This is a genomic window from Streptomyces sp. A012304 (assembly GCF_026008495.1).
In the GTDB taxonomy this organism is placed as follows: domain Bacteria; phylum Actinomycetota; class Actinomycetes; order Streptomycetales; family Streptomycetaceae; genus Streptomyces.
Map to the genome: position 1 here is coordinate 14,530 of NZ_BQUN01000030.1, position 20,108 is coordinate 34,637.

The window sequence follows — 20,108 nt, forward strand, 5'->3', positions numbered from 1 at the left end:
GCCGAACCGGGATGCAGGTGCGTGCCCGACTCGCACGCCCGACGCCCTCTGACCATGTCGAGGAGCGCCAACGCGCGCTGATCACCGGATCAGGTGTCTTCGAGCCCATCGCTCGTCAGCCAGGCGATCCACGCGCCGTCAGGGGCTCGGCCCAGGTGAAGGTCCGGCAGGTGGCCGGCGGTGCGGGCACAGATACGGCCGTAGGCACCATGCCGATCAGGGCAGAGTCGGGACAGATCGTCGTCAGACAGTGCTGTCAGGTTGTCCGGAAGGTCTTGGCCCATCGCGGTCGCGCGGGCCTGTGCGCCGCGGCGCCTCTCGGCGGCGTCCACACGCTCGGCGATCAGGCGGGCCCAGCGCAGGTCGGCGTCCTCTTGGTCTCCTGCGGGGGTGTAGAGGCACTGAGGCTGCCCGTGCTCCTCGAACTCGTCGACGAGCGTCATCCCGATCGACTCCAGCAAGCGGCGCGACCCTGCGTTCGCCGCCTGGGTGACCGCGACCATGGGGCCACCCTTGGGTACGGCCTCTGTCCACCAACTGACGGCCGCGGCCACCGCTTCCCGTCCCAGCCCTTTACCCCAGGCAGAGGGGAGCAACTGGTAGGAGATCTCGGCGGCGCCTTCGCACCGGTGGTCGGGGCCGATGGTCACCAGGCCGACCGGCTGGTCGTCGGCTGCCCGGACGACGGTCCAGGCGCCTGCTGTCGTCGGGTACGTGGTCTGCCGCGCGGCGACGCGCTCCTCCGAGGCCGGGCCACCGAGGTGGGCGCGGACCGTGGCATCGGTCAGCAACTGGCGTACGAGGGAAGCGTCATCTGTGGTGACCGGCCGCAAGTGGAGACGGTCGGTGCGCAGCTCGGCCGGCCACACGAGCCTCAGGGCGACGTCGACGGAGGTGGTGGTCATGGTGTCAGCCTGCCAGGTGGCGGCACAGCCGGATTAATATTGTGTAATTGGATTTACTAGTGTAGTCTTTTGGTGTTGGCGGCGGGCTTCGCTCGCACCCACTCGCGACGCTTCATCGACACGAGAGACCACGCCTCACTTCAGCTTCACCTCTCCCCAACGTCCCGTGCGCTTCAGCCTTTCCGCCACCACCAGCACAGAGGCGTGGGAGTTGGCCTTGCAGGTCAGCGACGGGACATACGACCACGCCGCTACCGAGCGGTGCGGAACGGAGTAATTCAATGAACGGTTCTTGGCGCAGTGTGCCCCTGCCGCAGCACGTGGCCCAGCTGCCCCGCAACACTGCTGGACGTCCAGTTCCCGGCAACATCTCGTGGTACGAGGCGGATGACGACGGTTCGATCCTCGTAACGTCGAACGACGAGCTGGGAGGTCACATCACCTGCTCATGCACGCCGGGGCGCGGAACTCCCGCGTTCGGCGAGCAATGCCCGGTTCGGCAGCGCGAGTTCATGGTCCAGCGACTGTGCGGCCTGTGCACGAAGGATATCGCCACCGTGGAACAGGTGGCGTTCGTCGGCGAGACGGACGCCGGATACTACCTGGAGCCGCCGCTCCACCAGGACTGTGCGGCGTATGCGCTGCAGGTGTGCCCGCGGCTTCACGCCGCCGGCGATCGCATCGAAGTCGCCCTTGCCCAGACATACACGCTGATGGAGGACCGGATCGTAGGCGTGACGGCCGGGGGCAAGCTGCGGCGCGCGACGTTCGCCTTCGGCGATCCAGTGGCTCGGCACCTGGGGGTCCTCGAGTTCCACCTCGCCGTCCCGGTTGCACCCACCCGGCTGACCGGGCCGGAATGGGTGGCGAACCGAACCAAGAATGTTGCATAATTGGATTTACTCTTGTAGTGTGTGGGCATATCGGAGAGCTGACCGCTCTCCTTCACACGCCGACCTCCTCACAGGCCGTTTCCCGGACGCCCACGTGGGCCCGGCACCGATGAATCACCCGGCGGTCTCCCGCCTTCTGGACGGAATCCATGCAGCACGACGCTTCTCCTGAACCCACACCCGCTGTACGTATCGGACGCGCCCGCTTCCGCGACCTGGACGCGGTCTGCGATCTGCTGTCGCTGGTCAGCCCTGGCGAGCCGGTCCCGCGCACGGTCCCGGTGGCCCTCTCCTTGCCGCCGGGACGGCTCACGCACGGAGACTGCCTGTGCCTGACGGCCCGGCTCGGCGACCGCATCGTCGGCGTGCTGATGGCCAGCCCGCCTCACTGGACCGAGACCCACCCCCTACGCATCGAACTGCTACGCAGCGTCCTGTACATCGGGGGTGTTGCGGTCGCGCCCGACGTCCGGGGACAGGGCCTCGCCAGCGAACTGCTGCGCGCGGCCGAGCATCACAGCCGCCTCGCGGGGCTTCGCCTGCTCACGCTGGAGCATCCGCCCGGGCTCACCAGCTTCTACACCCGGCACGGCTACACGGCGGGGCAGGAGCGGCTGCTCGTCGCACTGCCCAACGGCATGCAGGTGCGCAAGATGCCCGGGCACCAGAGTGCTGTGAAGCCCCTCGTCCCCGGAGTCGGGCTCACTGAAGTGCCGGGGGCTCCGGCAAGGGTCGTCACCGGTCTGCTTCCCGGGTGTGCGGTGCCGCCGTCCGCCCGCTACCGCCACGGCCGCCTTGTCCTTTGATCCGCGTTCACGGCCCCTGCCGCTCGCCGCGTCGCCGACCGCCCCCCGCGGTCAGGCCCCGTCGACTCCCGGAAGGACGCTTCCTTGATCACAACGCCCTCCCAGCACGCCGCGCTGATCGCCAGTGCGCTCGCGGACGTCATCCGCAGCGGTGCCAAGCAGCACCCCGACCGCGGGGCCCTGGAGCGCATCGCGGAACTGCTCGACACGGTGGTCATCGCCTTCGTCGACGCCGAGCCGGACGCCGTCTCGGCTCCAGCGGACGCAGTCCTCACACTCCAGGACGCGGAGGTCCTTGCTGCCCGATCCCCGGGGGCCGGCCTGCCCCTGGGGTTCACCGCGGCCGTCCTTGCGCCCGTCACGGGCCACGCTCCCGAGTTGCCCGCCCCTGCCGGCGCGGCCTCCCCACAGCTCGCTGAACAGGATGCCCGGCTGCGGGCGCGGCTGGCGCTCGTTGAGGAGTGGCTGCTCGACACGCAGCACCCCGACATGGTGCCCGCGTACGCCTCCGTCTCCCTCACCCTGCGCACCAAGCTGGCGCACATCGCCGCGGCCGTCGCCGTCGGCAGCCGGGCCTGACACCTCGGCTCTGCGCCCTCCTTCTACGGCCCGCCGCCCGGCGGGCCGTCCCGCGGCGGCACGTTGATGCGCCGCGACATCACCACATCTCATATGAATCGGGATTCTTCATGACCACCCTTGCCTCAGAACCGGTGCTGTCCAGCCGCGGTGACTACCTGGCAGCGGTCCGCCAGGCCGTCGAGGCCGCCAAGGCCTACTTCGGCGACGGGGACAGCCCGCTCGACGACGTGACCTACGACCGGCTCATCCGAGCCATCGCGGCCTGGGAGAAGGACCACCCGCAGGACGTTGCCGCGGACTCTCCGACCGGCAAGGTCGGGGCGGGCGCGGCACCGACGGGCGATGTCCCCCACACGAAGGTGATGCTGTCGCTGGACAACGTCTTCAGCCGCGAGCAGCTGCTCGACTGGGGAGCCTCGGCGGACCGGAGGCTGGGCCGCCCCCTCGTCGGCGGCTGGGCAGTGGAGGCCAAGCTCGACGGCAACGCCATCGCCGCCCGCTACGTCCGCGGCCGCCTGACCCAGGTTCTCACCCGGGGAAGCGGCAGCCACGGTGAGGACATCAGCCACGTGGCCGGCACGATCATCGGACTGCCCGTCCGGCTGACGGAGCCGCTGACCTTCGAAGTGCGCGGCGAGGCCCTGTTTACCCGTGACCAGTTCCAGCGCGCGAACGAGGTGCGTGCCGCACACGGTGCGAAGCCGTTCGCCAACCCGCGCGCTGGGGCCTCCGGCACGCTGCGGGCCAGAGACCGCGACTACACGCTGCCGATGACGTTCTTCGCATTCGGCGCGGTAGACCTCCCGGGAGAGACGTTCGTACCAGAGGGAGCCACGCACCTGGAGGTCCTGAAGGCGGTCGGCGATGCGGGGGTCCAGACGATCAGCGACACGCCGACCGGCAGCGTCGTGGTGGACACGCTGGCCGATGCTGCACGGCGCATCGATGAGATCAGGGAACAGCGCGGCTCGCTGCCGTTCGACATCGACGGTGTCGTCGTCAAGGCCGTCAGTGCGGCTGAACAGGCCGCACTGGGGGCCGGGAGCCGGTTCCCGTACTGGGCGGTCGCCCACAAGCTGCCGGCCGTGGAGCGCATGACCGTACTCAACGCTGTCAGCTGGGAGACGGGCCGGACCGGCATGATCGCGCCGACCGCCGAGCTGGAGCCCGTCGAGGTGGAAGGAAGCATGGTGTCGCGTGCCACGCTGCACAACCCCGGCGACATCCGACGCAGGGATCTCCACCTGGGCGACACGGTGACCGTGCACAAGGCCGGCGATGTAATTCCCAGGGTCGAGGCCGCGGTGGTGGCCCGCAGGCCCAAGGACGCCGTGCCGGTGCCGCTGCCGGAGCGGTGCCCGAACTGCGGCGGCGGGATCGATAAGAGCCAGGAGCGGTGGCGCTGCGTCAAGGGCACCGCGTGCCGTCTGCCCGCCCTGATCGAGTACGCCGCCGGGCGCGACCAGCTCGACATCGACGGCCTGGGCGCCCGGTACGTCAAGGCCCTCGTTGACGCCGGAGCCGTCCGGGATGTCGCCGACCTCTTCACCCTCAGCACCGAACAGCTCACCGATGCCTCCGGCAGCGCCAGGCGCGGTGCCAAGCTGGCCGAACAAATCCAGCAGGCCAAGTCACTGCCGCTCAGCCGCATCCTCTGCGCTCTCGGCATCGTCGGCACCGGGCGCAGCATGTCCCGCCGGATCGCTGCCCACTTCGGAACCATGGAGGCCATCCGCCGCGCGGACGCGGCGGCCCTGCGCGAGGTGGACGGCATCGGCGCGGAGAAGGCGCCCGTCATCGTCCAGCAGCTCGCCGACCAGGGGCCGGTCATCGACAAGCTCGTGGCCGCGGGCGTCACCCTGACGGAGCCCGAGGCCGCCAGCACGAGCCAGGGGCCGCTGACCGGCAAGGTCGTGGTCGTCACCGGAAGGATGACCGGCTTCCTCGAAGGCCTCGAGCGCAGCGACATGACCGCGCTGATCCAGAAGGCCGGCGGCCAGGCGGGCAGCAGCGTCACCGCCAACACGGACTACCTCGTCGCTGCTCCGGCGGCCAGCGGCAAACTGAGTACGAAGGCGGCCAGGGCTCAGCAGCTGGGTGTGGAGGTGCTCTCGCCGGACGCCTTCGCCGCACTGGTCATGGACTACCTCGGCTGATCCGGTGGACGCGGTGGCGGGGCGGGACGCTGGGCTTCCCTCCCCGCCATCGCGCTCTTCCGTGGGCACACCCCTTCCCTGATAGTTGCTTAATTGGATTTATTGCAGTAATCTTAGGGGAGTTGGGCGAGCGGAGGCGCCACTAGCGCCTCTTCGAGCACGCCGACTTCATGAGCAGAAACGAGAAGTACCTTGAACAAGCAGCAGCTGATCAAGGAGATCGCGGCCAACGGCAGCATCTCCACCGCCCGGGCCGCCGAAGCCCTGGAACTAGTGCTGGACACGCTGGTCCGGCGCGTCCTGGACGGCGACGCCGTCTCCGTGACCGGGTTCGGCAAGCTCCAGGCGGTCCACACCCCCGCGCGCCGCGCACGCAATCCGCAGACCGGTGAACGAGTCCTGGTTCCCGCAGGCAGGCGGATCGTGTTCCGCCCGGGCGCCGCGTTCACCGCGATGGCCCGCGGCAAGCGCCCCGTCCCCGAGGCCGGGCGCAGCGCCGCGCGCAAGAGTCCCAAGAGCGCGTAACGCCCAGCCCATGTCGTGGTCCCGCCGGGCCGGATCTTCCGGCCCGGCGGGACCACGAACGACGCTCCTCCTGTGGGGAACGCCAACGTCAGCCGCACGCCTGTGCAGAAAGCACCGCTTCCATGACCGCCTCCGTCCATGACGCCACCACGCACGCACTCGTCTCGATCCCGGCCGCGCACCGCGGGCGCGCCACCGTCACGGCCGTCCCGGAGGAAGGCGTGCTGATCACATTCGCGCCGCGCTACGTGACCTCCGAGGAGCGCGCCGCCGTCGACCGGCATGAGCTGGGCAGCAAGGCCCGGCGCCGTGCCGAGCACAAGCTCATCACCACGCTCGCCAGAGAGGCCCGCGCGGTGCTCGGCGCGTGTGAGGGGGCCTTGCGGGCCGCCGGGTACGACGTCGCCCATGAGGGGCGCACGGACGACGTGCTGGGGCTGCTGGAGGGTTTCGTGCTGCGCTCCATAAGTGCCGTGCCGGTCGCGTACGGGCAGGCGTTCTCGTCCGCCGGACGGGCGTGGCAGTCGGGGGTCGAACACGGCTGGGACCACGCCGCCTTCGTCAGGGCGTACGGCACGGAGCACGACCGCCGCCGCCCCGCCGTGCCGAGCTACCACCGTGACCAGCACGAGGCGTACGAGCACGGCTGGCGTGAGGGCCGGAAGCGGTTCAACCGCGGCTGCTACACCGACAACACCCCGCGGTCCTAGGTGATGGGCCAGGCACTACGCGCCGGCCGCAGGCCCGCGCACGCACCATCAGCCCGGCCAGGGGCTCGGCCCCGGCCGGGCGGGCCGTCTCGCTCCGGCGCCCATCCGAGCCGCAAGCCGGCACAGCCTGTCCGGCGCGAGCCTCGCGGGTTCGTCCCGGTTGCGGCCGATGAGGTACCAGGCGACATCCATGCCCTCGCCCCCGCCGAGGGGAACCCGGCACTCGCCGCGTGCCGGGCCACGGCGGAGGCCTTGTCCGCGTACGCCGCTCAGCACCCGGGACCCGAGGCGGCGGATTGGGCCTTCGTGGCGCAGGAGCGCGTCACCGAGTGCACGTACCGGATTGACGAAGGTGCCGGACAGGACGAGCTCCAGGGCCTGGCCGACGCTGCCCGCGGCGAGCTCGCCGCACTGACGCTGGGCCTGCTTGACGAGGCCGGTCCCATGACGGCCGAGCGGCTGGCGGCGCTGGACGCGGACACGCTCGCGCTCCTCACCTGGTACGCCGCGCCGTGGCCAGTTCGCTGGCTGTGGCCTCCCGAGACAGATGCGCACGGGGTGGCGCTCCGGCCGCGGATCGTGAACCTGTTCCACGGACCGGGCGGCTGGAGCGAGGGGATCTGCCGTGTGCTGGGGGCGGACGTCGACATGATCGGCGTCGACCTGGACCCCGGCGCGGCCGCTACCGCGAATGCCGCCGGACACGTGTGCATCGTCGCCGACGTCGCCGCCCTGGACCCTGAACACCCAGCGCTGCAGTGGGTCGTCGGTGTCATCCTCTCCCCGCCGTGCCAGGCCTTCAGTCCCGCAGGGCGCCGCCGGGGGCACGAGGTCGCGGCGATCGAGCTGGTCTGCTCGGTGATCCGATCCGTGGGAGGCGCGGCAGGCTACCTGCAGACCGTGCACGCCGACGGGTCCGGTGCCGGGTGCGCCCCGCGCTCGGGAGAGACGTGGCCCGAGGTCCGAGCCCAGCTCGCCGGCCTCGAGGACGAGCGGGCCGGGCTGATGGCCGAGGCGGCCATCTGGCCGCTGGCCATGCTGTGCAGCAACGGATCGGTCGAGTGGGTCGCCGTCGAGCAGTCCAGCGCCCTTCCGGCCGAGATCGAGGAAGCGATCTTCTTCGAGTTCGAGCAGGCCGGATGGCGCACCACGGAGGCCATGACCCTGGACTCCGTGGAGCACGGGTCGCCCTCGCACCGCAAGCGGCGCTTCCTGACCGCCTACCGCAACCAGACGCCTGTCATCAGCGTTCACCCCGAAACGCCCTTCCCGGTCACGACGTTCGCCCAGTGCGTCGGCTGGGGGCCCGGACGCCGGGTCAACACCCGGGGACAGCGCGGGATCGACCCGCGCACCGGCCGCCCCAAGGGCGGCGGCGGCTTCTCCGCGGACCGGCCCTCGAACTGCGTGACGGCCACGGCCTACGGCTGGAAGGACGAGGACAGCGGACAACGCATCCACCAGAACGACATCGGCCGTCTGGTCGGCTTCCGCAGCGACTACCCATGGACTCACATCGGGCGCGGCGAAGGCATCAGGACCCGAGCCCAGCAGGCCGCCGACGTGGTGTGTCCGATGACCGCAGCGGCCGTGATCGGCCGCATTCTGAACCTACACTGGGAGGAGCAGACCCGCACATACGTCACCAAGCTGTACGGCACCACCGAAACCGCGTAACCCCCGGCGCCGGGAGCTCGTACGGCCCCGCAGACAGCACCTACCTACCCAAAACCTCTATGTTCAGCCGCAGTTGCTGTCCCTCGTCAGGATCGCCGGCTGGCGCGCTTCTGCCGATGCCCGGCCAACTGCGCCCGCCGTTCGGCATCATGCGAAGGACTTCGTTGGTGCGCCCGCCTTGCACCGGCGCCCGACGACACTGTGTGGCCCAGGAAGGAACTCCTCTTTTGTCCCGCGTTCAGTTCACCGCCGGCTCGCCCGTCGGTGCTCTTACCGACCCGGTCATGATCGACAGCAAGGACACCGTCGATCGCGACGACGCCATCGCGGTCCGTCCGACGAGCGACGGATGGCGGCTGACGGTCTATGTCGCCGACGTCGCCTCCGGAGTCGCCCTGGGCAGCGACGCCGACCGCGAGGCCCTGCGGCGGCGCGAGTCGGCCTACGGCGGCTGGCGTGGCCGGGCCAAGATGCTTCCACGGCCCGTGGAAGACCGCCTGACACTGGCACCCGGGCGCGCATGCCCGGCGTTGGCGGTGCACATGAAGATCGGCCGGGACGGATCCGTGAATCACGTCGAGGTCGAGCGGGCCACGGTGCGCGGCGCCCTGGCCATGGACCACGCCGAGGTCGCCGCCGCGGTCCGCAACTCCGACCACCCCCTGCACGACGGTCTGCGCCAGGCCGCCGCGGTGAGCGAAGTTCTCCTCGCGCGCCGGCGGGAGCACGGGGCACTCGCCCTGTACGACCTGCTGTCCGGCTGGGCCACCGACGAGGACGGCACCGTGGTGCGGCTGGCATCCTTCTAACGGAACATCGCCTATGTGATCGTTCAGGAGTGCATGATCGCCGCAAACACGGCGCTGGCCGGGTGGGCTGCCGAACGCGACCTTCCGGTGCTCTTCCGCAACCACTCCGCCTCCAAGGTCGCCCCGCCCCGGGACGTCCTACTCCACGACCTTGACCTCGCCTTCACCGCCCGCTCCGACGCCCGGCTGGCAGCGCTGCAGCAACGCACCCTCAGGGCCGCCGAGTACGCGCCGTTCATGGGCGGACACTGGGGCCTGAACCTTCCCGGCTACCTCCACGGCACCTCGCCGCTGCGGCGCTATGCCGACCTGGTGGTGCAACGGATCATCCTCAGCCACCTCGACAAGACCGCCAGCCCCTACTCCGCCGACGAGCTCCACGCCGTCGCGCAGGCCCTGAACGACGGCGCGCGCCAGGACCGAGAAGCCGAGAGCGAGTCGAGGAAGTCCGTCACGCACTCCCGCACACGGCGCGCCGCAGCCGATGACTCAGCCGACTACTCCAGGCTCGACAGCGCGGCCTTCCACGCCATCCTCAAGCGAGGCTGCAAGGAGCAGATCGCCGGGCCCTCGCTCGTCGACGAGGCCGCCCGACGCGCCGCCGACCAGAAGCTCACCTCCCTGGAGCAGCAGCTCGTCTTGCTCGTCGCGGGCGGGGCCGGTTGGGAGCCGGCCCGCGTCGCGTGCCTGCAAGCCATCGCGGCGTCGCCGGAGACGGCCGTGTCCGTCCTCTCGGTACACGCACAGGTCAACGGGTGCGAGCTGCCCGAGTTCACCGTCGAGGCCCGGGGCAAGGGGCACGACGCCGCCTTCCGTGCCCAGGCCTCCTGGACCTCCGGCGACGACCAGGTCACCGGTGCCGAGCGCTCGGCCTCCACGAAGAAGGGAGCCCGTCACCAGGCCGCTCTGAGCCTGCTCGCCCGCCTGGCCGACCTGCCCGACCCCTCGCGTGATCTTGCAGCCTGGGGCCGCACCGAAGCCGCACCCGCCGCGAAGGCCCTCCCGCCCGCTGAGGACCGCTCCCCGGTGTCGGTACTCAACGAACTCGAGCAGACCCGGGTCATCACCAGCCTGAAGTACGGAATGTCCAGCGACGGCCCCGGCCATCAGATGGTCTTCTCGTGCACGGCACACGCCGAGATGGGCGGTCAGAGCCTGTCCGCCACCGCTTCTGCGACGAAGAAGGCAACTGCCAAGGCGCACGCGGCAGACGGCCTGCTCACACAGATCCGTGCCGCACACACGGAATCGCACGCCTAACACCGCCGAGGACGCCGCGGAGGCCACGAGCCACCGTGGCGTAGTGCCCGCTGCACCGGCTCAGGCCGCCGGTGCCGCTCCTTGGTCAGGCACAATCTGACCGCGCCGTGGCCAGGACGTCCGGGCGATCCCTCAACTGGCCTCGGGCAACCGCGCGCCAGGGTCCGCAACACGCCCGACGTGGGCTCGGTGTTCCTGGCGTGCGGTGTCCAGTAGCCGCCGCCAGGACGTGACTGTCGGGCGACGGCGCAGCAGGGCGCGCCGCTCGCGCCCGGTTATGCCGCCCCACACGCCATGCTCGACGCGGTTGTCGAGGGCGTGGGCGAGGCATTCCGTGCGCACGGGGCATCCGAAGCAGATCGCCTTCGACCTGTTCTGTCCCGCCCCGTCGGCGAGCAGTTCCTCAGGGTCGGCAGCCCGGCAGGCCGCGTGATCACTGCTGTCGTGTCAGGTCGACCGGGCCGCCCCTAGGCACGGTGGTCGGGGTCTGCGTCTGCAAGGCATCGCAGGCGCGCAGGGCGAGTTCACCGCTCTCCGAGCCCATTCCGCGTACGGTGGGCCCCCCGCCCCGCACCATCGGCGTGGGGGATGTCGGGAACACGAACGGGAGGAAGAGCAGGATGACGCAGGCCGCGGTGAGCGAGCTGGACGAGCGGGTGCCGGGGCGCCGGTGGACTGTGCGTCTGGATGCCGTCGGCCGAGGCAGTGCGGCGGTACGCATCTCGTGCAGCCGCCCCGCCTGCGCCGAGCAGCGTCTGCCGTCCGCGGCCGCCGGCCGTGCGGCGGCGGTCGCCCACCTCAAGGCGCATCTGCGCGCTGCCCCAGCCCCCAGGCCCGGCGCGTACTGCGCATGCAGAGCCGACGGCTGCCACACCCATCTGCCGGACACCGGCCGGCATGCCCGTGCCGAACCCTGGCGATGCGGCGGCCCGGTCGTCCTGGCCGTGATCACCGACCGGGAAGGACGCTGGTGGAAGGCCATGGAGTGCTGCTCGCGGTGCGCAGCCGCCACACCCGGCGCGAAGACGGCAGCCACCTCCCAAGCCCCCGGACCCCAGACCGGCGAACCCCCAACCCCCGTAGCCCCGGGGGCGGGCACGCCGCAGTTCTCCGACCGCCAGGCCGCAGCCGGGACCGGGGTGCCTGCTCCCCGCTCCGCCCCGGCACGCCGCCGCCCGCCACAAGCGAAGATCGCCCAGCGTGTCATCCCCCACGATCTGCGGCCCGTCGCCCTGCGGGACGAGCTCGTCGAACTCGGTGACCTCTTCCGCGCCTACCAGCAGCGCACCGAGCCCGACCTGAAGCTCCTCGCCGACCTCCACGAGCGCAAGGCACAGGCCTTCACCACCTGGGCCGACGTCAGCGGCATCACGAGCCTGCGGCTGGAGGCCCGGCGCGCCGAGCAGGCCGCTACCGCCGCCCGCTTCCAGCACCAGCAGCGCACCGGCGGCATCGCGGGCAGCGACGGGCCGGCCCTATCGCACCTGCTGACCGCACCGACACAGGGGGACCACGCGCGCTCTGTCCTCGCGTACGTGGCCGACCACAGCCCGCTGCCCGGCTCCGAGGCACGACTGCTCACGCTGATGCTGACTCTGCGCACTGCGCGCAAGGGCACCGGCAACCTCGTCGGCCAGGACCTCAATGCGCTGGGTCTGACCGACCCGGAGGACCTGGTCGAGAAGCTGACCGGCTGCGGCTGGCTCACTCTGCCCGGCACCGCCGGGGACCTGCTCGCCTCCCGTCCGGAGAACCCCACCCCGATCACCATCCCCTCCCTGGTCCCCCGCGACGGCGATGCGGGCCCGTTCACGTTCGGCAAGAAGATGCGGCCCAAGCTCTCCGGCTGGGCCCAGAAGGTCATCTCGGACAAGAAGCTCCGCAAGGCCAAGGCCACCGCCGGCACGCGGCTCCTCGCGCTGACGCTGGCCACCCAGACCGACGCCGCGGGACGCCTCGGTCCCGGTGGCCAGGGCATCGCCTTGCACGCTCTCACTGCTTGGGTCCCAATCGCCGCGGGCGAGCTGCAGCACCTGGTTGACCAGCTGACCACAGCAGACTGGCTCGCCGAGGCCGCCCTTACCGACACCCAACTCAGGGGGCAGTTGACGGAGCGCGTGCTTCCGCTCACCTGTCCGCTCCCGGCTTGAGGCACGGCGCCCGTCCGAACGAACACCGTGACGGTACGGCCGTCTTGGCCCGGCCGTCTGCGGGATGACGGGCAAGCCGGCCTCCAGGAGACAATGGCGATCATGTCGAAGCATGCCGCACACCCGGCGCCGGTAGCGTCCTTCCTGCTGACCATCCCGCAGGGGCATGCCGCCCGTCGTCTCCTTTCCTACGCGGCTTCCCTGCCGCTGTCCTCGCCTGACGCCCAGCTGCTCGCCGTGGTCATCGCCATCCGGGCCGCGCGGGGCGGTACCGGGAGGATCACGGCCGCCGCTGTGCGGGCGCTTCGCCTGGACGATGCGGACCGGGCCGTTGCTGATCTGCGTGCCTTGGGCTGGCAGCTTCATGACCTGCTTCTGGACCCAAGCACCGACACCCCGGCCCTAGTGACGGTGCCGGCCCTGGCGGTCGGACCGGACGAGGGCCACCCACTTCCCCTCGGGAAGGACCCGCGGTCGCGGGTATCTGGCTGGACCGCGCGCACCCTGGCTGTCCCCCCGCTCGCGGGGACTTCGCCAGCTGCTCAGCTTGCCGCGCTGTTCCTGGCGGCTCACGCCTCCGACCACCTGAACGGCACGCTGCCGGACGACCTGCCGCAGCCCTGCCGTGATTGCCTGCCCGGCCTGATGACGAGCGGCTTCCTCGCCCATCTCGACGGCGACCGCTACCGGCTCGACTCCTCCATGCGGAACGTGGTTGGACGGCTGCCTCATCGGGCCGATCCGAAAGACTCGCCACCGCGCAAAGGCCCGTGGAAGGTCCCCCGGCCAGCACGGACCACCAAGGCTGAATGGGCGCAGTGGAAGCAAGAGGCCCGCCCGACGGTGCGGCAGAACGCGGAAGCGGTCGAGCGCTGCACCGTCTGCCGCGTTCCGCGCGCCCAGGTGGCGGCCGCGTTCACGAGCACTCGCTACACCAGCAAGGCCCCGCGCCACCTGTGCGACGCGTACGACGCCTGGAAGGAGCATCACCCCGGCCACGGCCTTCAAGCTGCCCAGGCCACCGCCTTGTTCCGGGCCAGGCACAGGCACGGCCCCTCGTACGGTCAGCTGTGTTCCAGTCTGGGCTGGCCGCGGACGCTACGGGGCATCATCATCCAGCAACTCCTGGCCGATGGATGGCTCGCCGAGATCCCGTCCGTGCCATGGACTCTGCGGCCGGGAGACACGGCCGCAGCTCACGGGATCCTCCTGCGGCCTCCCGCTGCGAAAGCGTGAGCGGGCCGAGCTGGGGATCGGTTCAGTGCCTAGGCGCGGGGCTTTGTGGATCGCGCCAGCGCGTGCCCTGGGGCGTGCGGCCGTTTCACGGATGGCGACCAGTGGCCGTTGGTCGACCCACAGATTCACGTGGTGGGCATCCAGTTCCGACGTCGCCCCAGGGTCGGCTCAGGCGGGGCCAGCTCGAGGTCGGATCTGGTCTGTCATCCCGCAAGGTGTTCACCCCTGCCGAGGTCCGGGATGTTGACGGTGGTCTCTCAGGCCGCGCCGATCAGGTCGAGGACCTCTGCGGTGGGGTGTACGTCGCCGAAGGAGCAGTAGAGCGTGGCGTTGTGGTCCCGATCGCGGCCGGTCGCGTCGACGTCGGCGACCATCACCACTCGGTAGCCGAGGGTGAACGCGTCGCGGGCCGAGGACACGCAGCACACCTGGGTGACCGTGCCCGTGACCGGAGGGGTCATGGTGCGAGTGTGGCCGGTCTCCGAGACGGGTTCAGGGCGCCACACCGTTCATAACGGTCCCAGGCCCTGCGAGCGGGGCACTTCGTCAGCTCGGGATTCCCGGCTGCTGCTCCGGAGAGGTCGGATCGTGCCGTCCGCGTAGCGCGACGGGGCGCAGCTTCGTCGTTCAAGGGCGTCTGCGATGGCTTCGTTTGCGGGTGAGCAGTCCGAGCAGGCGTCGCTTCCCGCGTGGCTGCGTCGGCAGAGGGGTCATGTGATGACCGGACGCGGTGATGATGTCCAGGGCGGTCAGCAGGCGCTCGCGTGCAGGTTCGGGGTCCAGTTCCCCTTCGCCGGCCAAGAGCCACACATCTCGTTTGTGGGGGTGTGGCTGTATGCCGCCAGAGGCAAAGAGGGCGATCAGCGTGGTCGCCAGCATCCCGTCGGTCAGACCGGTGCGCTCACTGAGCCAGGCGTGTGGGGGCGCCGTGATCTCGTTGACCGCAAGCCCTTTGGGGGTGGGCATCTCGTCGATCCACGTTCGCACGGCGTCCATCACCGTGGCGGTGTTGGCGTAGGCCGCCATGAACTGTTCGAACTGCTCTTGGCGGTGGGGCGGGACTCCGTCGTACATCGACATGCCGTCAGCCTAGGTGGGTGCAGTGGTGTGAGGCACGTCCGCCTCCTCGGGCTCGCAGTCGCGGCCCCTGGGCGGTTTCCTTCAGGCTGTGGGTAGCTGGCCCAGCGGACGGTCCTGGTCGGACCGCGCGGTGATGATCGCCGCCACGTCACTGTCGTCGGCGAACGTGGGGCCCTGCCATGCCGGTGGTGCGTCGATGGGTTCGAGGCGGACCTCGGTCCCGAATCTGTTGGACGCGTCGTACAGGCTCTGCAGGATCTGCAGTGCGCGGGCGTCGAGTTGGCCGATGAAGGCTGTCCACAGGGCGGTGGCTGGATCGAATCCGGCTACCGAGCATAGGAGTTGGCGCTGCTGCTCGAAGGCCTGGTCATCGGTCGGGGCGGATCGGGCGGAGATGCGCAGTATCCAGCCTGCGCGAGGACCTTGAGGTGCGGCTGTCATGGAGGTGACCGTAACCGCTGGCGCTGACATCGACTCGCGTCCGACGCCGTGCCGGGGCCCCCTCCTGGGCGCCCCGGCACGGTGCGGGTCAGGCGTCGTCTCCGAAGACGTCGTCGACCCAGGACTCGACCTCGTGCACCTCCAGTGGGAAGGTCGCCACGATGCTCAGGAACTCGTCGCTGCCGCCGGGCCGCCACCGCGGATCGAGGTCCCTCAGCGCGGCGAGATCTGCTGTCCGAAGGGCCTGGGCCCCGGCGCGGTGGCGTTCGGCCACGTCGTGCTCGCCCGGCATCTCGTCGGCTGCGGCCAGGTAGCACTCGACGAAGGGGTCGAAGGCCGCGCGGTGTGCCGCCAGATGCCGGCGGTAGGCGGCACTGCCGACGGCGGCGTGGTTGGCCTCTTCGCCGACGAGGGTGCAGGGCTGGCCGTACCAAGTACTGATGTGTCCGGTGAAGCTGTTGGGGAAGTCCCCGTCGTCTTCGAGGCTGCGGTGTCCGTCGGGAAGGCCGGCAGTGGAGTGGACGCGGTAGCTGAAGTAGGTCAGTGCCTGGACGAGCCCGCGGAAGTCCAGCACGTCGTGCGCGTGGGCGGCGAGGATCAGGTCCGCGATTGTCGGAACGCTGTCGGTGGCGATGGCATCCGGCTTCGAGAGGCGCCACGTGTCGTGTTCGCGCCGGAGTTCAGCCGCACCGACGCCTTCGATGGCTTCGTGCACAGCGATCATGTGCGATGCGGCCTCTTGCGCCGCCCTCTGAAGCGTGCGGCAGGGGGCGGGGTGTTCTTGAGCATCGACGATGGGCGGGCTGGTCGCTGCGGCCAGCGCCCAGTTCAGCAGTTCGATCAGCGTGTCCACGCCCCACCACAGGGGGACTTGGTACTTCTCCAGACCCCGGAGGTCGTCCAGTTCCTTCTGGGACAACTGGGCACGCAGCGCCAGAGTCCCGAGTTCGAGGAGGTCGATACCGGGAGCGTCGAGCAGCTGCTCCGTTCCGGGTGGCACCAGGCGGTCCTCGTGGGTGGAGTATTCGCCGCGGGCCGTTGAGCGACGGCAGGTGCCGATCCAGCCCCCGGCGTCCCAGATCGAGGTATGGGCCGGATCGTCGAGGACGGCCTGCGCGATCTTCAGCGCGTGCGTGGCCGCGCGCCGGGTGACCGCGGTGGCCTCCATGTCCATGAGATGGCACAGGGACTCTGCCGGGTCGGTGGCGGTCGGCTGGGGCTTGAAGGCGTTCACGGCGTCGAGTACGGCTGCTCCCGCGTCCGCCCTGCGCGGTGCGCGGCGGGCCGGCCACAGCTGCAAGGGCATGGAGAGGGCCTGCCACAGGGGGATGACGCTCAGGCTCTGCCGTCCTGCCGAGGCGTCGAGAAGGCGGGTCTTGCCGGCGTGCTCGGTGAGCATCAGGTGCACGCTGGAGTGCCGGTGGGCCACGTCCCAGAGCAGGCCGATGCGCCGCAGCGTGGCAGAGAGCAGCGTCGCCAGCTCGTGCTCGGGGGTGGTGTGATCGTGGCTGGCGGGCGGGGCCGGGCGCTGTGCTGCGCTGTCGGCCGCGTCGTGCCAGGCAGAGGGCGTGGCGGGGGCGAGGTTGATGCGCGCGCCGTTGATGGCGAGCGTGACGCCGGCGGTCGCCGTGCCGGTGTTCTGGGCGGCTGCTTCCGCACGGATGTCGATTCCTGCGGCTGTGAGGGCACGGGCCCACCGTTCGAGTTCACCGTCGGCGATGTGGATGGTGAGCTCGTCCGTGCGGGGCGTGATGCTGGTGATCCCGTACGGGCCGTCGGTCAGCTCGGGCCGGTGCATGCCGTACTCGCGGATGAGCGCGGTCAGGATGCGGGCCTCGGCGTGCGTCTGGGACGTGGTGGGTTCGGGGATGAGCGGGCCGGTGTCGGGGATTTCCTGTCGGGCCGTGTCGTAGGGCTCGCGGGTGACCCACTGCCGCCATGCCGCAAGGGTGGAGGGTCCCGGCGGCCAGTCCGGGAAGTCGAACGGGTCGTCGCGTCGGGGCGGAGCCGTGAAGTCGTCGGGCACCGAGTCTCCTTCGTCCGGGGAGAGAGCGGATGTCGCCCATAGAGGTGTGAAGGGCGGTGTCCGTGTGACACGTGGCGGGCCGTTTTCTTGCGTGGTGCTCGACCAACCGAACCTATATTGCTTAATTGGATTGCATCATGTAATGTATAGCTAGCAATCGGGGCGCGGCACCAAGTCGGCGCTCCTCGCCGATCCCGCCCTTACCGGTGCGGGACGCGGCACACCCGGCCCGCACCCGCGGGATCGATGACCGCCACCCCAGAGACCTCAAGGTGCGGGGTGGCGGGCCCCCTTTGACTCTGGACTGGAGCAGCCTTGGCGGTACTCAACTACCGGACCGGACCCTGGTTTCACGACGAGACCCGGCCCTTCCCGCGCCGTCGCGGTGAGAACCGGCGCAACCAGCGCCGCAACGCCCGCCGCATGGCCAAGCGTGCCGAGGAGCGCCTTGCCGCTGCCGAGATCCGCGAGGACCGTACGGAGATCGAGGAATGAGTTCCGCATACCTGATCGAGGGACAGGGTCCCGTCGTCGGCGAGGCCGCCCCCGGCGGCAAACTGCACCGCGCCGTCGTCTACCGCAGTGGCCCCGCTCCCTGGGCCGGATGCGGACGCGCCCAACGGCTGGAGACCGAGTCGCTGGCCCTGGCCGATGACGCAGACCCCAGCCGCTTCTGCCGGCACGCCGGGTGCATGGGTTCGCGCGCCGGCTCGTCGCGGCCGCGCTCTCCGCAGCACCGCCAGACCTCCAGGAACTGAGAGCCACATGACCCACCAGACCATCACTGTCCGGACGAAAGCTGTCGTTGTCGCCGTACATGACGTCTCGCTCACCGTACGAGTGCCCGGCGACCGCACGCCGAGCCGCGCCGAGGCCCAGCACCTCCTTGAGGAGCTTGAGCCGGGCGTTCTCGACGCCGCGTGCACGCCCGACACCATCGATCATCACCGACGGGCGGAAGTACTCGACGTCCTGGACGTCCAGGTGCTCGCCGCCGGAGCGGAGGCCAACCGTGCCCTCTAAGGCCCATGGCCCCTTCGGGCGGGTAGTCCGCGTCGGTGATGAGACCGACGAGGCGTACCGCGCCCTTCTGCCGAACCCTCGTCTGCGCAGCGGACTGGCCGACTTCCTGTGCTTCCTTGTCCCCCTCGCCATCCAGGAACAGAGCCGTATGTCAGCGGGACGGACCGATGCGCTACGCGAAGAGCTCATCGACATGATCGCGGAGCACGGGGACGATCTGCAGTTCGGTGGAACTCACCAGAAGTCGGCCCGAGTCGCGCTGGCCAAGGCCCTTGCCGTCCTGGCCACCGCGGAGGGTGGCGTCACGATTCTGGGTGTCCACGCCTGTACGGCGGAGCACGAAGGCTGCCCAGGTTCCACCCATCCGGCCGCTGACATGGATGCGGCCCAGGCTCGGTGATACGGCGCCGGGCCGCAGGGCCGGCCCGCACCTCGCCACGAGGCGGGCACCTTCCGCGCCCACCTCTCTTGCGAATATCAGGAGGAACCCACATGGCACGAGAGCCTGGCAGTTCGCCGACCGCGGGCCGATCGCCCGGCAGGCCCGGAGCGACGCCGCAGGGCGTAGCTGTGCGCCCCACCCGCAGTCACACGGTCGCGCGGGCACTGGCAGCTCTGGACGTCGACCGGCTGTCCGCGTACGAGGTGAGGGATCTGCCTACCTCCGCCCAGCCGGAGGGCTTCACACTCCGGGACTCCGCGCACCCGTCCGGCGTCGTCGTGTCGGTGCTCGGCGCGTACGGTCCGGATTGGAGTGCGCTACTGGTCAGGCTCCGGACTCACCTGGAACAGCCCTCGGTCGGCTACACGGTGGAGGACCTCGAAGGGCTCGACAAGCACGAGGTGATGGTCCGCCGGGCGAACGCGGACGAGTTGCAGGCCCGCCGAGCCCTCGAACCGGCACCGCCTGCAGAGGCGTCGGCCCCCTCCCGTGCAGAAGTCCTTGAGGCAGCGGGCCAGGAGATCCTCTTCTGAGCTGGCCGCCCGCCCCGTCCCTCCCACCGCATTCCGCACCCCGTGATGAATCCAGACCCATGACCGTCTACTTCGCCTTCGTCCCCTCACGCGAGAGGCGCCCGGTGCGCCTCGGTTCCTTGGAATTCGCCCCGAACCAGGCCGTCCCCGAGTGGGCCCTCAAGCAGCGCGTGCGCGGGCAGCACGGCCCGACGTACTACGACGGCGTGAACCGCACCGTCGCTCTGGCGGACCGGCCTGCCGCGGACTTCCCCGACGCCGATCACAGTGCCTGTCTGCTCGTGTGGAAACGCACGGCAGCGCAGCCCGTTCCTCAGCAGGACGAGGCACCAGACGAGGTGTGGACGCTCACACCCCGCGGCCGCGTGGTCAGAAGCCCCTGGGCCGGCATGCCCGGCCACACCCCATCCCCCGCCAGGAAGAAATCGGAAGGTCGCCACCATGGGTAACTCCTCGCGCCCCGGAAGCATCGTGATCCGTGAAATCGGCCACGCACCGTTCACCGTGCTCGGGGAGCAGTACGCCGTCCTGGAACTGGTCTGGAACGGCGACGTCGGCCGGTCATTCGACCTGGTGCGCGTCAGTGACAGCACTGTGCTCACCGAGGACGAGTCCTTCGACAGCTACCCCACGGACGAACAGATCGCCGACACCCTCGCGGAGCACGACATCGACGCCGAGGTGGCGAGCTGCATGTTCTGCCGGGAGAACGTCTTGCTGGCCACCGCGCACCGGCACACCGGCGGCTGGGTCGGCGATGCCTGCTGCTGGGACGAACGGCTGCGTTCCACGCAGTAAGACCAGCACCCCGAGAACCCCGCCCGTGCGGTCGCTTCGGCTCGTCCGAAGAGCCT

At 70.3% G+C, this 20,108-nt stretch carries 22 protein-coding genes and 1 pseudogene; 17 read left to right on the plus strand and 6 right to left on the minus strand.

Annotated elements, in window-relative coordinates:
• Positions 1–89: 89 nt before the first annotated feature.
• On the minus strand, positions 90–905 hold the full coding sequence (locus ALMP_RS06400) for a GNAT family N-acetyltransferase (RefSeq protein ID WP_264925241.1): 816 nt from the start codon (positions 903–905) through the stop codon (positions 90–92).
• Between the two features lie 281 nt (positions 906–1,186).
• On the opposite strand from ALMP_RS06400, the gene ALMP_RS06405 reads away from it, so the two are divergent.
• The 8 genes and pseudogenes from ALMP_RS06405 to ALMP_RS06440 all read left to right on the plus strand — a co-directional run bounded on the left by ALMP_RS06405 (position 1,187) and on the right by ALMP_RS06440 (position 10,323).
• Positions 1,187–1,798, plus strand: coding sequence for a hypothetical protein (locus ALMP_RS06405; protein WP_264925242.1), 612 nt, complete (start codon positions 1,187–1,189; stop codon positions 1,796–1,798).
• A 149-nt stretch (positions 1,799–1,947) separates the two neighbouring features.
• Positions 1,948–2,604, plus strand: a complete 657-nt coding sequence (locus ALMP_RS06410; RefSeq protein ID WP_264925243.1) for a GNAT family N-acetyltransferase — start codon at positions 1,948–1,950, stop codon at positions 2,602–2,604.
• 84 nt (positions 2,605–2,688) lie between these two features.
• On the plus strand, positions 2,689–3,183 hold the full coding sequence (locus ALMP_RS06415; protein WP_264925244.1) for a hypothetical protein: 495 nt from the start codon (positions 2,689–2,691) through the stop codon (positions 3,181–3,183).
• Between the two features lie 110 nt (positions 3,184–3,293).
• A complete protein-coding gene (gene ligA / locus ALMP_RS06420; RefSeq protein ID WP_264925245.1) occupies positions 3,294–5,342 on the plus strand; it encodes an NAD-dependent DNA ligase LigA in 2,049 nt (682 codons plus the stop codon).
• 192 nt (positions 5,343–5,534) lie between these two features.
• Positions 5,535–5,867, plus strand: a complete 333-nt coding sequence (locus ALMP_RS06425; RefSeq protein ID WP_264925246.1) for an HU family DNA-binding protein — start codon at positions 5,535–5,537, stop codon at positions 5,865–5,867.
• A gap of 122 nt (positions 5,868–5,989) precedes the next feature.
• Positions 5,990–6,577 carry a hypothetical protein gene (locus tag ALMP_RS06430; protein ID WP_264925247.1) on the plus strand — a complete coding sequence of 196 codons (588 nt, stop codon included), beginning with the start codon at positions 5,990–5,992 and terminating at the stop codon, positions 6,575–6,577.
• A gap of 252 nt (positions 6,578–6,829) precedes the next feature.
• Positions 6,830–8,254 (plus strand): DNA cytosine methyltransferase, encoded by a 1,425-nt coding sequence (locus ALMP_RS06435; RefSeq protein WP_264925248.1) that lies wholly within the window; start codon positions 6,830–6,832, stop codon positions 8,252–8,254.
• 284 nt (positions 8,255–8,538) lie between these two features.
• A pseudogene (locus tag ALMP_RS06440) lies at positions 8,539–10,323 on the plus strand (RNB domain-containing ribonuclease).
• A 132-nt stretch (positions 10,324–10,455) separates the two neighbouring features.
• Here ALMP_RS06440 and ALMP_RS06445 read toward each other — a convergent pair.
• Positions 10,456–10,722, minus strand: a complete 267-nt coding sequence (locus ALMP_RS06445) for a WhiB family transcriptional regulator (protein ID WP_375803445.1) — start codon at positions 10,720–10,722, stop codon at positions 10,456–10,458.
• 221 nt (positions 10,723–10,943) lie between these two features.
• Between ALMP_RS06445 and ALMP_RS06450 the strand changes: the two genes are divergently transcribed.
• Positions 10,944–12,473: a hypothetical protein gene (locus ALMP_RS06450; RefSeq protein WP_264925249.1), complete on the plus strand. Its 1,530-nt coding sequence runs from the start codon at positions 10,944–10,946 to the stop codon at positions 12,471–12,473.
• Between the two features lie 102 nt (positions 12,474–12,575).
• Positions 12,576–13,709 (plus strand): hypothetical protein, encoded by a 1,134-nt coding sequence (locus ALMP_RS06455; protein ID WP_264925250.1) that lies wholly within the window; start codon positions 12,576–12,578, stop codon positions 13,707–13,709.
• A gap of 257 nt (positions 13,710–13,966) precedes the next feature.
• On the opposite strand, the gene ALMP_RS06460 is transcribed toward ALMP_RS06455, so the two are convergent.
• The 4 genes from ALMP_RS06460 to ALMP_RS06475 all read right to left on the minus strand — a co-directional run bounded on the left by ALMP_RS06460 (position 13,967) and on the right by ALMP_RS06475 (position 17,256).
• The gene (locus tag ALMP_RS06460) at positions 13,967–14,170 is read right to left on the minus strand and encodes an isochorismatase family protein (RefSeq protein WP_264925251.1); all 204 of its coding nucleotides are present in this window, start codon (positions 14,168–14,170) and stop codon (positions 13,967–13,969) included.
• Between the two features lie 166 nt (positions 14,171–14,336).
• Positions 14,337–14,789, minus strand: a complete 453-nt coding sequence (locus ALMP_RS06465; RefSeq protein WP_264925252.1) for a hypothetical protein — start codon at positions 14,787–14,789, stop codon at positions 14,337–14,339.
• Between the two features lie 81 nt (positions 14,790–14,870).
• The gene (locus tag ALMP_RS06470; protein WP_264925253.1) at positions 14,871–15,230 is read right to left on the minus strand and encodes a hypothetical protein; all 360 of its coding nucleotides are present in this window, start codon (positions 15,228–15,230) and stop codon (positions 14,871–14,873) included.
• Between the two features lie 88 nt (positions 15,231–15,318).
• Positions 15,319–17,256, minus strand: a complete 1,938-nt coding sequence (locus ALMP_RS06475) for a hypothetical protein (RefSeq protein WP_264925254.1) — start codon at positions 17,254–17,256, stop codon at positions 15,319–15,321.
• 315 nt (positions 17,257–17,571) lie between these two features.
• Between ALMP_RS06475 and ALMP_RS06480 the strand changes: the two genes are divergently transcribed.
• From ALMP_RS06480 to ALMP_RS06510, 7 genes are all read left to right on the plus strand, one after another.
• Positions 17,572–17,751 (plus strand): hypothetical protein, encoded by a 180-nt coding sequence (locus ALMP_RS06480; protein ID WP_264925255.1) that lies wholly within the window; start codon positions 17,572–17,574, stop codon positions 17,749–17,751.
• The gene (locus ALMP_RS06485) at positions 17,748–18,014 is read left to right on the plus strand and encodes a hypothetical protein (protein WP_264925256.1); all 267 of its coding nucleotides are present in this window, start codon (positions 17,748–17,750) and stop codon (positions 18,012–18,014) included. The genes ALMP_RS06480 and ALMP_RS06485 overlap by 4 nt, the downstream gene beginning before the upstream one ends.
• Positions 18,015–18,021: 7 nt before the next feature.
• Positions 18,022–18,279: a hypothetical protein gene (locus tag ALMP_RS06490; protein WP_264925257.1), complete on the plus strand. Its 258-nt coding sequence runs from the start codon at positions 18,022–18,024 to the stop codon at positions 18,277–18,279.
• Complete coding sequence (locus ALMP_RS06495; protein WP_264925258.1) at positions 18,269–18,679, plus strand: hypothetical protein; 411 nt, start codon at positions 18,269–18,271, stop codon at positions 18,677–18,679. The genes ALMP_RS06490 and ALMP_RS06495 overlap by 11 nt, the downstream gene beginning before the upstream one ends.
• Positions 18,680–18,771: 92 nt before the next feature.
• Entirely contained in the window at positions 18,772–19,254 is a 483-nt protein-coding gene (locus tag ALMP_RS06500; protein WP_264925259.1) for a hypothetical protein, read from the plus strand.
• Between the two features lie 59 nt (positions 19,255–19,313).
• Positions 19,314–19,703 (plus strand): hypothetical protein, encoded by a 390-nt coding sequence (locus ALMP_RS06505; RefSeq protein WP_264925260.1) that lies wholly within the window; start codon positions 19,314–19,316, stop codon positions 19,701–19,703.
• A gap of 22 nt (positions 19,704–19,725) precedes the next feature.
• On the plus strand, positions 19,726–20,052 hold the full coding sequence (locus ALMP_RS06510; protein WP_264925261.1) for a hypothetical protein: 327 nt from the start codon (positions 19,726–19,728) through the stop codon (positions 20,050–20,052).
• Positions 20,053–20,108: the final 56 nt, after the last annotated feature.

What these genes read in the sequence shown, in the direction of transcription:
- ALMP_RS06400 (WP_264925241.1), bottom strand. Translation starts at nt 905, where the DNA reads ATGACCACCACCTCCGTCGACGTCGCCCTGAGGCTCGTGTGGCCGGCC.
- ALMP_RS06405 (WP_264925242.1), top strand. Translation starts at nt 1,187, where the DNA reads ATGAACGGTTCTTGGCGCAGTGTGCCCCTGCCGCAGCACGTGGCCCAG.
- ALMP_RS06410 (WP_264925243.1), top strand. Translation starts at nt 1,948, where the DNA reads ATGCAGCACGACGCTTCTCCTGAACCCACACCCGCTGTACGTATCGGA.
- ligA (WP_264925245.1), top strand. Translation starts at nt 3,294, where the DNA reads ATGACCACCCTTGCCTCAGAACCGGTGCTGTCCAGCCGCGGTGACTAC.
- ALMP_RS06430 (WP_264925247.1), top strand. Translation starts at nt 5,990, where the DNA reads ATGACCGCCTCCGTCCATGACGCCACCACGCACGCACTCGTCTCGATC.
- ALMP_RS06450 (WP_264925249.1), top strand. Translation starts at nt 10,944, where the DNA reads ATGACGCAGGCCGCGGTGAGCGAGCTGGACGAGCGGGTGCCGGGGCGC.
- ALMP_RS06455 (WP_264925250.1), top strand. Translation starts at nt 12,576, where the DNA reads ATGTCGAAGCATGCCGCACACCCGGCGCCGGTAGCGTCCTTCCTGCTG.
- ALMP_RS06460 (WP_264925251.1), bottom strand. Translation starts at nt 14,170, where the DNA reads ATGACCCCTCCGGTCACGGGCACGGTCACCCAGGTGTGCTGCGTGTCC.
- ALMP_RS06465 (WP_264925252.1), bottom strand. Translation starts at nt 14,789, where the DNA reads ATGTCGATGTACGACGGAGTCCCGCCCCACCGCCAAGAGCAGTTCGAA.
- ALMP_RS06470 (WP_264925253.1), bottom strand. Translation starts at nt 15,230, where the DNA reads ATGACAGCCGCACCTCAAGGTCCTCGCGCAGGCTGGATACTGCGCATC.
- ALMP_RS06485 (WP_264925256.1), top strand. Translation starts at nt 17,748, where the DNA reads ATGAGTTCCGCATACCTGATCGAGGGACAGGGTCCCGTCGTCGGCGAG.
- ALMP_RS06490 (WP_264925257.1), top strand. Translation starts at nt 18,022, where the DNA reads ATGACCCACCAGACCATCACTGTCCGGACGAAAGCTGTCGTTGTCGCC.
- ALMP_RS06500 (WP_264925259.1), top strand. Translation starts at nt 18,772, where the DNA reads ATGGCACGAGAGCCTGGCAGTTCGCCGACCGCGGGCCGATCGCCCGGC.
- ALMP_RS06505 (WP_264925260.1), top strand. Translation starts at nt 19,314, where the DNA reads ATGACCGTCTACTTCGCCTTCGTCCCCTCACGCGAGAGGCGCCCGGTG.